The organism is Hymenobacter saemangeumensis, from assembly GCF_039541835.1.
GTDB lineage: Bacteria > Bacteroidota > Bacteroidia > Cytophagales > Hymenobacteraceae > Hymenobacter > Hymenobacter saemangeumensis.
Window position 1 is genome coordinate 50760 of the sequence record NZ_BAABGZ010000073.1, and the last position, 12320, is coordinate 63079.

At 61.3% G+C, this 12320-nt stretch carries 12 protein-coding genes and 1 tRNA gene; 6 read left to right on the forward strand and 7 right to left on the reverse strand.

Annotated elements, in window-relative coordinates:
* Positions 1-83: 83 nt before the first annotated feature.
* From lpcA to ABD919_RS17975, 3 genes are all read right to left on the reverse strand, one after another.
* Positions 84-662: a D-sedoheptulose 7-phosphate isomerase gene (gene lpcA, locus ABD919_RS17965; RefSeq protein WP_345237463.1), complete on the reverse strand. Its 579-nt coding sequence runs from the start codon at positions 660-662 to the stop codon at positions 84-86.
* A 123-nt stretch (positions 663-785) separates the two neighbouring features.
* Entirely contained in the window at positions 786-1193 is a 408-nt protein-coding gene (locus ABD919_RS17970) for a hypothetical protein (RefSeq protein WP_345237434.1), read from the reverse strand.
* A 117-nt stretch (positions 1194-1310) separates the two neighbouring features.
* Positions 1311-3155, reverse strand: a complete 1845-nt coding sequence (locus tag ABD919_RS17975; protein ID WP_345237435.1) for an ABC transporter ATP-binding protein — start codon at positions 3153-3155, stop codon at positions 1311-1313.
* A gap of 117 nt (positions 3156-3272) precedes the next feature.
* On the opposite strand from ABD919_RS17975, the gene ABD919_RS17980 reads away from it, so the two are divergent.
* The gene (locus ABD919_RS17980) at positions 3273-3716 is read left to right on the forward strand and encodes a QcrA and Rieske domain-containing protein (protein ID WP_345237436.1); all 444 of its coding nucleotides are present in this window, start codon (positions 3273-3275) and stop codon (positions 3714-3716) included.
* Positions 3717-3966: 250 nt separating this feature from the next.
* Here ABD919_RS17980 and ABD919_RS17985 read toward each other — a convergent pair whose 3' ends face one another.
* From ABD919_RS17985 to ABD919_RS17995, 3 genes are all read right to left on the reverse strand, one after another.
* The gene (locus ABD919_RS17985) at positions 3967-4269 is read right to left on the reverse strand and encodes a hypothetical protein (protein WP_345237437.1); all 303 of its coding nucleotides are present in this window, start codon (positions 4267-4269) and stop codon (positions 3967-3969) included.
* Positions 4270-4639: 370 nt separating this feature from the next.
* Positions 4640-5170, reverse strand: coding sequence for a hypothetical protein (locus tag ABD919_RS17990; protein WP_345237438.1), 531 nt, complete (start codon positions 5168-5170; stop codon positions 4640-4642).
* Between the two features lie 96 nt (positions 5171-5266).
* On the reverse strand, positions 5267-7150 hold the full coding sequence (locus ABD919_RS17995; protein ID WP_345237439.1) for a capsule assembly Wzi family protein: 1884 nt from the start codon (positions 7148-7150) through the stop codon (positions 5267-5269).
* A gap of 143 nt (positions 7151-7293) precedes the next feature.
* Between ABD919_RS17995 and upp the strand changes: the two genes are divergently transcribed.
* Complete coding sequence (gene upp, locus ABD919_RS18000; protein ID WP_345237440.1) at positions 7294-8007, forward strand: uracil phosphoribosyltransferase; 714 nt, start codon at positions 7294-7296, stop codon at positions 8005-8007.
* A gap of 203 nt (positions 8008-8210) precedes the next feature.
* Positions 8211-8657: a hypothetical protein gene (locus ABD919_RS18005; protein ID WP_345237441.1), complete on the forward strand. Its 447-nt coding sequence runs from the start codon at positions 8211-8213 to the stop codon at positions 8655-8657.
* 166 nt (positions 8658-8823) lie between these two features.
* Here ABD919_RS18005 and ABD919_RS18010 read toward each other — a convergent pair whose 3' ends face one another.
* Positions 8824-10236, reverse strand: a complete 1413-nt coding sequence (locus ABD919_RS18010) for a DEAD/DEAH box helicase (RefSeq protein WP_345237442.1) — start codon at positions 10234-10236, stop codon at positions 8824-8826.
* Positions 10237-10420: 184 nt separating this feature from the next.
* Here ABD919_RS18010 and ABD919_RS18015 point away from each other — a divergent pair.
* The 3 genes from ABD919_RS18015 (at position 10421) to ABD919_RS18025 (ending at position 12061) form a co-directional block, all read left to right on the forward strand.
* A tRNA-His gene (locus ABD919_RS18015) sits at positions 10421-10494 on the forward strand.
* 132 nt (positions 10495-10626) lie between these two features.
* Positions 10627-11565: a PfkB family carbohydrate kinase gene (locus ABD919_RS18020; RefSeq protein ID WP_345237443.1), complete on the forward strand. Its 939-nt coding sequence runs from the start codon at positions 10627-10629 to the stop codon at positions 11563-11565.
* 169 nt (positions 11566-11734) lie between these two features.
* Positions 11735-12061, forward strand: coding sequence for a hypothetical protein (locus ABD919_RS18025; protein WP_345237444.1), 327 nt, complete (start codon positions 11735-11737; stop codon positions 12059-12061).
* Positions 12062-12320: the final 259 nt, after the last annotated feature.

Here is a 12320-nt window from a genome sequence, read left to right on the forward strand (position 1 = left end):
TTATAATAATAAGGCAATTATACTAGGTTCGCGGCGAAGTGCTAAGCTCGTCTTCTATCATTGCTTCAGGCCGACCCGGGTCATCAGCTCAGCTTCTCAATCAGCAGAATCAGCGAGTGAATCACCTTGATGTGGATTTCCTGGATGCGGTCGGCGAAGCCGAAGTGGGGCACGCGGATTTCCACGTCGCTCAGGGCGGCCAGCTGCCCGCCGTCTTTGCCGGTGAGCGACACCACCGATACGCCGGCGGCGCGGGCGGCTTCGGCAGCCTTCAGGATGTTGGGCGAGTTGCCGCTGGTGCTGATGGCCAGCAGCACGTCGCCGGGCCGGCCCAGGGCCTGCACGTAGCGGCTGAACACGTAGTCGTAGCCGTAGTCGTTGGCCACGCAGCTCATGTGGGACGCCTCGGTGAGGGCGATGGCCGCCAGGGCGGGGCGGTCCTGCCGGTAGCGGCCGGTAAGCTCCTCGGCAAAGTGTTGGGCGTCGCAGAGGCTGCCGCCGTTGCCGCAGCTCAGGATTTTGCCGCCTTGGCGCAGGCTGGCGGCCATCAGCTCGGCGGCCTGGGCAATGCGGCTCACATTAGCAGAATCGCTCAGGAAGGCATCGAGCACGCGGCGGGCTTCGCTCAGCTCGGCGTGGATAAGGTCGGTAAGCGGGGGGATTTCGGGCACGCTGTTCTGGGTATTTAGTTGTCAGTTGTTGGTTGTCAGCTGTCAGGATTGTTCTGATAAAGCAGCCATCAGAACGAGCTGACAACTGACAACGAACAACTGACAACTAGACAACTACACCGGGCGCTCGGCGGGCGGCGGGGTGGGAGAGGGCCAGTTGGGGTCGTGGGGCGGGTAGGTGGTGGTGCCGGTTTCCCGTATCGGGTTGGTGCCCAGGGGCTGGCCGGTGCGCTGCTGCAGGTCGTAGAGCTTGGCCTTCAGCTCGTTTATCTTGCCTTCGTGCTGGCTCACGTTGCGACGCAGCATGGCGCTGTCCATATTCTCGGTGAGCAGGTGCAGGGCCAGAATGACCGCGCCAATCACGAACATGGTGTAGAAGAACTGCCGCTCCTGGGCCAGGTTCGACAGCCCGTCGCCCAGCCCCATAATGGAGGAGCGCACGGCCGGGCTAAGGATAAACAGCAGGGAGAGCAGCAGGTACACCATCACTGCGACGGTGACAATGCGTTTGAGAGCGAGCATGGCTTTTGAAGTTAGTTGTCAGTTTTCAGTTGGCAGTTGTCAGGGTTGTTCTGAAGTCAGCCTTATCAGAACGAACTGACAACTGACAACGAACAACGGACAACTAATAACACAATACTACACCAGCGCCGCGTTGGTTTGCATGGTGCTCAGGCGCTGGTACACGCCGCCCTCGCGCCGCAGCAGCTCGTCGTGGGTGCCGCGCTCCACGATGCGGCCGCGCTGCAGCACCACAATCTCGTCGGCGTGCTGCACGGTGCTCAGGCGGTGGGCGATGACCAGGGAGGTGCGGTTCTGCATCAGGCGCTGCAGGGCTTCCTGCACCAGCTTTTCGCTTTCGGTGTCCAGGGCCGAGGTGGCTTCGTCGAGGATGAGGATGGGCGGGTTGCGCAGAATGGCGCGGGCAATGCTCAGGCGCTGCCGCTGCCCGCCGGAGAGCCGCGAGCCCCGGTCGCCAATCATGGTCTGGTAGCCTTCGGGGCTGGCCACGATAAACTCGTGGGCGTTGGCGATTTTGGCAGCTTCCATCACCTCTTCCTCCGTAGCCTGGGTGTTGAAGCGGATGTTGTTGAAGATGGTGTCGTTGAAGAGTATGCTTTCCTGGGTCACGATGCCCATCTGGTCGCGCACGGAGTGAATGGTGCAGCTGCGCAGGTCGAGTCCGTCGATGAGAATCTGGCCCTGGCTGGGGTCGTAGAAGCGGGGCAGCAGGTCGGCCAGGGTGCTTTTGCCGCCGCCGGAGGGGCCCACCAGCGCCACGGTGCTACCCTTGCGGATGCGCAGGTTGATGTCGTGCAGCACGGGCGAGTCGCCGTAGCTGAACGCCAGGTTGCGGAACTCAATCTCGCGCTCAAACGGCGGCAGCACCTTCGCGTCGGGCAGGTCGCGGATGGCCGGCTCGGTGTCGATGATGCTCAGCACCCGGCCCCCGGCCACCAGGCCGCGCTGAATGTTGCCGAACGACGACGACAGGGCCTTGGCCGGCGTGAGCACCTGCGAGAACAGGATGACGTAGCCGATAAACGTCTCGCCATCCAGGGCCGAGTTGCCGCCCAGGATGAGGGTGCCGCCGAAGTAGAGCAGGCCGGCCACCACCGACACGCCCGCAAACTCCGAAAACGGCGACGCCAGGTCGCGGGTGTTGTCGATGCTGCGCGAGGTGCGGGCGTACTGGTCGTTCTGCTCCTCAAACTTGCCCTTGATGTAGTCCTGGGCATTAAACGCCTTCACCACCCGGATGCCGCCCAGGGTCTCGTCAATCACCGACAGCATGGAGCCCAGTGTGCTCTGGCTTTGCTTGGCCTGGGTGCGCAGGCGCTTGGCGATGGTGGCGATGATGCCGCCCGAAATAGGCAGCAGCACCAGCGTAAACAGCGTGAGCGGCACCGAGATGTGAAACAGCACCAGGAAGTAGGCAACGATGGTGAGCGGCTCCTTGATGACGGCCGTCATGGTGTTCACCACGGAGGTTTCCACTTCCTGCACGTCGGAGGTGAAGCGCGACATGAGGTCGCCCTTGCGCTCGCCGGCGAAAAAGCCCAGCTGCAGGCCAATGATGCGGTGGTAGAGGTCGCGCCGCAGGTTGCGGATAACGCGGGCCCGCACCTTGGCCAGCAGGCGCAGGCTGAGGTAGCGAAACACGTTGCTGAGCAGCACCGAGGCCACCACCACGCCGCACACAAACGCCAGGGCGCCCATCTTGCCGTGGTCGGTGAGCACGTCGGCGAAGAAGTAGTTGAACGTCTGCGTCACCCACTCAATGGTGGGCTTGAACGCCGGCAGCTGCTCCGGGGCCCGCATGGGCACCTTGTCGGTCTTGTCGAACAGCACCCGCAGCAGCGGAATAATGAGCGTAAAGTTGCCGATGCTGAAGAAGATGGTCAGCACGGTATACAGCAGGTACTGCGGCAGAAAGGCCGCGAAGGGCCGGGCATACTGCAGAATGCGGAGGTAAATTTTCATAGGAGCTACAAAAGTACGCCCCGGCTACAGAGCCCGCCCAGGCAACCATTCGGCGCGGCCTTCCGAATCCGGAAGTAGCTGCCGCACCGTAGCTCGGGCAGACTATCCCCTTTTCCTATGAAACGTCAGGAATTCCTCCACCTCTTTGGGTTTGGCGCCGCCATGGTGCTGAGCGGCTGCCTCGGCGGCTGCGCCAGCAAAAAAGAAGACCCCGCCCCGGGGCCCGGCCCCAGCCCCACCAACAACAGCGTCGACTTCACCATCGACCTGAACGACCCCGCCAATGCCCGGCTCAACGACCCGGCGTTTGGCTACGTCTATGGTGCCGACGGCCGCGTAATCGTGGCCAAAACCACCAGCGGCAGCTACATCGCGCTGTCGGCGGCCTGCACCCACCAGGGCGCTACGGTTCGGTTCGATACCAATACCAACGGCTTTACCTGCCCTTTGCACGGCTCGCAGTTCAGCAGCAGCGGCGCCGCCACCATGGGCCCGGCTTCTGCTCCGCTGCGCCGCTACACCGTCGCTCAGACTGGCAGCGTACTGCGTATTACCAGCTAAGCTGGCTGTAGGGCGTCACAGCCCAAGCCGCCTCAGGATTTTCGAAACTTGGCAATAGCCCTACTATCCCTGCTACCTGCTAGCGCGCGTCTCTGACGCGTGCTGACCGGCACCGCGTCTGCGACGCGAATTGTCCGTGCTTTTCAAGCCCTTTCCCGTCGCGTCGCAGACGCGAAACCGGTGGTCACGCGTCAGAGACGCGCGCCAGCAGGGGAGTCTAATTGGCATCCGAAACCACCCGTAGGGCTGTTTAATGACATCTTTTGCTCACTAGGTCCCCGTTGCCCTTGTTCAGTAGCAGGACGCATTGGGGGGCTTCGAATAACCAGAACCTATCGCGCAACCGCACGCCCCTTTCCCGGATTCGCCGCTGCACCTCGTGCAGGGCCAACCGGCCTGGGCACCGGCCCGGTTTCTCCTCGCACAACACGACCAGATGGCCGGCGATGACATCGGTGGCCAAGTAGGCGTACATCGAGTCCGGCGGGTTGATGGTGCCGGCTATCCAGTACTCGTTGGCCTCGTCTACCGTGCGCACCGATACTTGAATCATGACTTCTTGGGGGTCGAAAGGGTACGCCCGGCAATACTCGGCAACCTGTGCCCGCACCAGTGGGTTGCCGAGCCCCGTTTTCGGGCCGCAGGAGGCGCCCGCCTTGTCCCCTCTGGGCGAAGAACACCCCCAGAAGAACAGGGCACAGGCAAGGAGGAAGGGCTTTATGTAGCGAAGGAAGGTCGACGACCGCGCGAAGCCGCCGCGAGCGAGCCGGGGCGGGAAGGGCAACGAGCCCTGCAACGAAGGTAACCGCGGTCCTATTGTTGCTAGCCAGAGCAGGACCACCGTCGTTTAGTCAAAGGGTAGATTTGCACGCTGTCAGCATTACTCATCCCGCATCGAGGCCAGAGGGTACCTGTTAATGGTGCTAGCGGGACCACTGCTGCCGGCGGCGGTGCCATTCGGCCCAGAACAGTTCATAGCCACGAGCATCTACTGCATCGGCGGGTGCTTTCTTGGGTGCGATACGCTGGTAAAAGGCTTCTACCTGGTCCACAAAATCAAGCACTTGCGTTCGGTAGGCGTCGAATGGAATGAGGACACTTTTACCCCCAGGGGCCGTCAGCTGCACCTGCTTTTGGTGGTGCTGCACCCACCAATCAGCGCCGTTGGGACAGCCCAGCACCAACACGTCTTCGCTTGTTTCGTTGGGCCACATGGTGTGGCCGCAACAGGGCAGGAGCTGTTCCCCTACGGGGTGCTCGGGGGTGTGGTCGGCGGTGAGGGTGCGCAACAGGAACAGCGCGGCGGCGCTTACCGTCCAGCTGTTCTGCTCGTCGGAAAGCACGCAGCCACCAAGCCGAGCCGCTACCTGGCCATGCGCGCACAGGTCCTCTTCGGCCGGCAGCGTCTCCAGCCACTGCAGGCTCAACAGACGCAGCTCGAATTTTTGCTCCATTGCCAATAGGACTGGGCGGTATAACAGCTTGGTTGCGGACATAGCTGGTAGCAGAACAGCTAACGGCTGCCAGCAATAAGCTAACAGCTCAAAAAATCAAAACCCATGCAGGCGCTGGGCGATGTTCCAGCGCAGTGCCAGGGAGGCGAAGATTTCGTTGCCCGACGTCGCCCCGTAGTAGCTTGGAACGCCGCCCTCGATGCTCTGCTGCCGGGCAATCAGCTTGGCATCCACGAACAGGTTGAGGCGGGGCTGGTAGGTGGCGGTGAAGTCGGCGTGCAGCAGGCGGCTTTTCAGGCCGTCGCCGGTTTTGTAGCCGTAAAAGCGGGGCTGCCCATCGGGGTTGAGGGGAAGAATGTCGTACGATACCAGCGGGTTGGAGCCGTAGTTCTGGAAGTTGCCGCGGGTGTCGTAGAAATCCAGGCCCTGTACCGTGTAAAAGGCTTTGCCCACCAGGGTGAGGCGGGGCAGGGGCTGGTAGCTGAGCACGCCCACCAGCTCGGTGAGGTTGGCGCCCAGGGGGTGGGCCAGGGGCTGGTTGAAGTGGGTGTAGCTGGTGTAGGCGTTGCTGTGCTGGTAGGTGAAGGGGCGGATGTAGTTGTATTCGAGCTGCAAGTCGAGGTTGCGAATGCCCGCCACGTCGATGTACTTGGCGCCCAGCTGAAAGGCCTGCTTGTTGCCCCACCAGCCGTTGCCGGCCCGCATCTCGCTCAGCTTGAACTCGTCCAGCACCAGCTGCCCGTAGAGCTGGGCCGTGCGCTTGATGTTCCACTTAAAGTCCAGGCCCAGAATGGCGTTGTCGGCCGAGCCCAGCTGCTGCTCAATGGCCCGGTAGAAGATAATCGGGTTGAGGTACTGCATTTCGAAGCCGCGCTTGCTGCCGCCAAACACCTCCGACTCAAACACGCCGATGTTCAGGGTGGGCGTCACGTCCAGGCTCAGGTGGTGCAAAGCCATGTACTTTTTCGGGTACTTGGTATCGAGGCCGGGCACGCGGCGGGCCGTCAGCTCGGTGTACAGGTTCTGGTAGTTGAGCTTCCACACCCGCGTGTTCAGCTTGAGGAAGAAGTAGGGCGTGCTGTAGTCGCTCAAAATCAGCGAGCGGTAGCCGTTGCCGATGAAGTTGCGGTCGTGGCCCAGCTGCACATTCACGTGCTTCAGGGCGGCGTAGGTGACGTAGCCCCGGGCCGAAAAGAAGTCGTACTGGCTGCCGCCAATGGTTTTGAAAAACTTCCAGTACCCTTCGTGCGGCACGATGGTGTCGCGCACAATGCGGTTCTGCACGTAGAACGGCACGGCCTGCTGGTTGTCGGTAAGAAAGGTATAGAAGCCCAGGCGCTGGTCTACGGTGCCTTCCACCTGCACGCCGCGGGTGTTCACGTAGCGCAGCCCCGAGATGTCGTTGTCGCGCCCGCCCTGAAAGAGCAGCACGGGGTTCACCCGCAGGGTGAAGTCCTTGGTCTGCACGTGGTAGAGGTCGGTCTGGTTGCGGTAGAAGTACTTCAGCAGGGGCTTGTTGCTGGCGTTGAGAGCCGCGCCCTGGGCCGAGTTGGCCCAGTTGTCGCGCAGCAGGTACTCGGCGTTAAACATGTCGGCCCGCGACAGCGGCGCCGCGCTGGCGCCTCCACCGGCCTGCATCCGCTCGCCCAGGCGGGCCACGGCGGCGCGGCTGTAGGGCCGCACGCTGGTGTGTGGGTCGTTCAGGGAGTCGGGACCGTACTTGATGGCGTAGCGGTCAATCAGCCGGTAGGTGTCGGCGTCGAGCGGCACGTAGGTGGCGCCCTGGGTGGCGGCAACGCGGTTTTCGGGCGCTTCCGGGGGCGAGGCTACCACGGGGGTAGGCTGCATGGGCGGGGGCACCGTCGAGGGCTGCGGCATGGGCGGGGGCAGCGGCACCGGTGTGGAGGTATCGGGTAGGGTTTGCGCAGCTACGGGCGCGGCCAGCAGCGCGGATAAGCTCAGGAAGAGAAGTTTTTTCATAAGAAGCAGCATAACGCAACCGCTCCCCGCTGGTTGGCGCAATCCGGCAACAAACCTACGCAGGCGCGCCTTGGCAAGGGGCGGGCGCCGGCGGCTTCCTATCTTCACTCCACTTCCACTTGCCCGCACTTTACTTTGCAGCCATGTCTACTTCGCCCACGCCCGATTCCGACGCCGCTGCTCCAGCAGCCCCGCTTTCCGCCGATGCCCTAGCCCACGTGCACGTGGTATGCGCCGAGCCCAGCATTGCCAACCACTTCCTGGCCGAGCTGCGCGACAAAGACATTCAGAAAGACTCCCTGCGCTTCCGCCGCAACCTGCAGCGTCTGGGCGAAATAATTGCCTACCGCATCAGCTCCCAGCTCAGCTACACCGACCAGCAGATACAAACCCCGCTGGCCGAAACCTCGGGCAAGCTGCTGCACGACTTCCCCATCCTGGCCACCGTGCTGCGGGCCGGCCTGCCCTTTCACCAGGGCTTTCTGAATTACTTCGACCAGTCGCCCAGCGCTTTCGTGGCCGCCTACCGCATCGAAGGCACGGCCCAGGTACAGGTGCAGGTCGACTACCTCTCCGCGCCCAGCCTCGACGAGCGGGTGCTCATCCTCGTCGACCCCATGCTGGCCTCGGGCAAAAGCCTGGTGCAGACCTACCGGGCCATGCTGCGCTTTGGCACGCCGCGGCAGGTGCACATTGCCGCCGTTATTGCGTCGCCCGAGGGGCTGGCCTACGTGGCCCGCGAGATTCCCGAAGCTACCCTTTGGGTGGCCGCGGTGGATGAGCGCCTCAACGAGCACGCCTACATCGTGCCCGGCCTCGGCGACGCCGGCGACCTGGCCTTCGGCAGCAAGCTGTAATAGTCAGTTAAAAGTTAAAAGTTAAAAGTGAAGAGTTAAAAAATCCAACCCGTTTTTTAACTCTTCACTTTTAACTTTTAACTTAATTTAGACAGTCGGTTAAAACCGCATTAGAGGGCTGATTTCGTTTCAGTATTGGGTATCTTTGGTTTCGCGTCCACCCCGCACCTAGTTGCCACCCCATTTCTGCAGCCTTCCACTCTGTGCTCCACCCAGCCTTTAAGTTCGTGCCCGTGTTCCTGCTGAGCACGGTGAAGTTTTTAGGCGGCCCCATGGCCGGCGCCTCACTGGGCTTGTCATTTCTGCCCACCGTGGTTCTCACCGTGGCCGGTATGATGACCAGCGTGTTCATCTTCTCCGGCATTGGCCGGGTGTGGATGCAGCACCGGCAGAAGCAGCGCCGCCTGCGCCGGGCGCCCATCTTCTCGCGCCGCTCCCGCAACATCATTAAGATTTTTCAGAAATTCGGCATGGGTGGCATTGCCTTCCTCACGCCGGTTATCCTCAGCCCTATCGGGGGCACCGTGGTGGCCACCCTGCTGGGCGTGCCCCGGCAGCGCATCCTGCTGCACATGCTCTGGAGCGCCGTATTCTGGGGCTGCGCCTTCACCTTCGCCAGCATCCGCTTCGGGCATATGCTAAAGCACTAGCTAGGGCTTAGGTTTTAGGGCCTTAGGTCTTAGGGCCGTTCTGACGGCCAAGCCTCGCAATGGAGGCACGCCACTTAGGGTTAAGGGACGTTCTGACGACTAAGCCAGAGCTTGGCGATAGCGCCATCAGAACAATTCTAAGACCTAAGTCCCTAATACCTAAAACCTACCTTCCTCGCCGCTTCAGCGCCTTCACGCCCGGGGCCGAAGCGCCTTTCTTGCCGGGGTTGGCTTTGGCGCCCTTGCGGCTTTTCTTTTTGCCTTCCTCAAACACGCGGCCGGTGCGCTTGTCGATGGTCTGGCCGGGCTTAATCCACTCCTTTTTTTCGTGGAAGGCGCCCTTGAAGGTGGGGTCCAGCTTTTTGCGGCGCTCATCCAGCTCGCGGCTCATGCTTTGCTGCTCTTCGAAGGGCGTGGGCATCACCTCCACTTCTTCGGGCACGGGCAGCAGCTCAATCTGCTGCTGAATCAGGGCCTCAATCTCGCTGATGTGCACCATCTCGGCCTCGTTGGCGAAGGTGATGGCGGCGCCGGTCTGCTGGGCGCGGCCGGTGCGGCCAATGCGGTGCACGTAGTCGTCGTGAATCAGGGGCACGTCGAAGTTGACGACGTGGCTCACCATGGGCACGTCGATGCCGCGGGCGGCCACGTCGGTGGCCACCAGGTAGCGCACCTCACCGGCCCGGAAGGCGTCCATGCTGTTGAGGCGGGCGTTCTGGCCCTTGTTGCCGTGAATGACGCGCACCTCGCCCACCGGCGCCTTGCGGTCGAGGAAGTGGGCCACCTGGTCGGCGTGCTCCTTGGTGCGGCAGAAGATAAGCACCCGGGTAAACTGCTCGGCGTCGCGGTGCAGCAGGAAGTGCAGCAGGTTGATTTTGGTGTGCAGGTTGGGCACCTGGTACAGGTACTGGCTCACGGTCTGGGCCGGGCGGGCCGGGGGCGTCACCTCTACCCGCACCGGAAACTCCAGGAACTCCTCGCTCAGGCGCGTTACGCGCTCGGGCATGGTGGCCGAGAACAGCACGTTCTGCCGCTTGCGCGGGATGATTTCGAGAATCTTACGAATCTGGGGCATAAAGCCCATGTCCATCATCTTGTCGGCCTCGTCCAGCACCAGGGTTTTCAGCTCCTTCAGCACCAAATCTCCTTTCAGGTAGATTTCCATGAGGCGGCCCGGCGTGGCAATGAGGATGTCCAGGCCCTGGGCAATGGTTTCAATCTGGGTTTTGGGCCCCAGCCCGCCGTAGATGGCGAAGATGCGCAGGTCGGTGTGCGTGGCCAGCTTCTTGAGGTGGCTTTCAATCTGAATGGCCAGCTCGCGGGTGGGCGCCAGGATGAGGGCCCGCGGGTGCTGGCCCTGGGCGTACTTCACCTTCATAAGCAGCGGCAGGCCGAAAGCAGCGGTTTTGCCGGTGCCGGTCTGGGCAATGCCCAGCACGTCGTGCCCGGCCAGCAGCAGCGGTATGGTTTGCTCCTGCACGGGCGTAGGCTCGGTAAAACCGGCCTCGGCCACGGCGGTAAGGAGTTGTTTGTTTAGCTTGAATTGCTCGAAGCCAGCTGGGGTGGGGGTGTCAGACATAGGACAGCAAAGGTACGGCGGTATGTAGCGCGGACTCTGCGAGTCCGCGTTTAGCTGGGTGGTCAAGCATCGGTTGGAACTCGTTCACGGGCGGACTCGTAGAGTCCGCCCTACCGGGTTTTCAATAATTTTTTCTTGCAAAAAACGGTTTGCGTTGTATCTTTGCCCCACAAATCACCACACGGTAGATATAGCTCAGCTGGTTAGAGCGTCGGATTGTGATTCCGAAGGTCGTGGGTTCGAGCCCCATTATTTACCCACTGAAAAAGTCCCCGGATAGTTTTCCGGGGACTTTTTTTGTTAGTTAGCATTGTTGCGCCTGCGGGGCTGGTGATGAATCGGCCCCGGCGCTACCCGAAAATAGAAACCCGTAACCAGAAACTTACCCCAATGAGCCTGCTTATCATCGGCACCGTCGCCTTCGACGCCATCGAAACGCCCTTCGGCAAAACCGACAAAATCATCGGTGGCGCCGCCACTTTCATTGGCCTCTCGGCTTCCTACTCTCTCAAGCCGGTGAAGCTGGTGGCCGTGGTGGGCGACGACTTCCCGCAGTCCGACATCCTGCTGCTGCAGGAGCACGGCGTCGACACCGAAGGCCTGCAGATTAAGCCGGGCGAAAAGTCGTTTTTCTGGTCGGGCAAGTACTCCAAGGACCTGAACTCGCGCGAGACGCTGGTAACCGAGCTCAACGTGCTGGCCGACTTCGACCCCATCATTCCCGACTCTTACCAGGACTGCAAGTACCTGATGCTGGGCAACCTCACGCCGGCCATTCAGCGCCTGGTGATTCAGCGCCTGGTGAACCGCCCCAAGCTCATTGTGATGGACACCATGAACTTCTGGATGGACATTGCCCTGGACGAGCTGCTGACCACCATCGAGATGGTGGACGTGCTCAGCATCAACGACGAGGAAGCGCGGCAGCTGTCCGGCGAGTACTCGCTGGTGAAGGCCGCCCGCAAGATTCTGGGCATGGGCCCCAAGTTCCTCATCATCAAGAAGGGCGAGCACGGCGCCCTGCTGTTCCACAAGAACAAGGTGTTCTACGCGCCGGCCCTGCCGCTGGAAGACGTGTTTGACCCCACCGGCGCCGGCGACACCTTTGCGGGCGGCTTCATCGGCCACCTGGCGGCTACCGACGACATCAGCTTCGAAAATATGAAGCGCGCCGTAATTCACGGCTCGGCCATGGCCTCGTTCTGCGTGGAGAAGTTCGGCACCGAGCGCCTGCTCAACCTGACCGCGGAAGAAGTGGAAGCCCGCGAAGCCCAGTTTGCCGAGCTGGTGAAGGTGGTGCCCATGTCGGCCGTGGCTAATGTGGAGTAGGGGAGTCGCAGTTATAGCATAACAGAAAAGCGGTAAAGGCTGTCGATGCTTTTACCGCTTTTCTGTTGTCGGCCAGGTAGCTCTGCAAGGTGGCCGTATGGCCGGGGCAACCAAAATCCGGGGGATAAGGTAAAAACCCATGTCAGCCTTTCCCTCTGACCCTACTGCCATGTCTAAGAAACAAAATAATACTCCTGACGAGCATAAAAAGGACGCAGGTACGCCCATGGGCCCCGATGCGATAAATACTCCCAATTCTACCGATACTCCTGCTTCTGTTGAGTCGGGTGTGCTGGGCAGCAAGAGCACCATCACCCAGAACGCCAACCAGAACCCCATTACCGTATCGGGCAACCAGATTAAGGGCAACACGCCCGGCGGCAACGTAAACGAGCAGCGTACCGCCAACACCAACAAGCCCCGCAACAACCCCCAGGGCAACTGGCCCATGTCGGTTGATAAAAGCCAGAAGGGCCCGGGCCGCAAGGCCGACTAAAGCCATTCTTTAGACAACGAAAAAGCCCCGCTGGAAAGTCCAGCGGGGCTTTCTGCGTATGAAGGTACTGACAGGAGGCAGCTATGCCCTATTGGCCATACTGTACTTTCCCGGGACGGCGGTTCGCGGCACTGGAACCGCTTGGGTGCAAAGCCGGCGTGGCGGATGATTTTTCAGAAGTGGAAAAATGGGCTGGGAGAAAAGCTGGGGCATTGAGCGAAAAAAAAGAGGCATTCAGCGAAACAGCATTTCGTGCCAG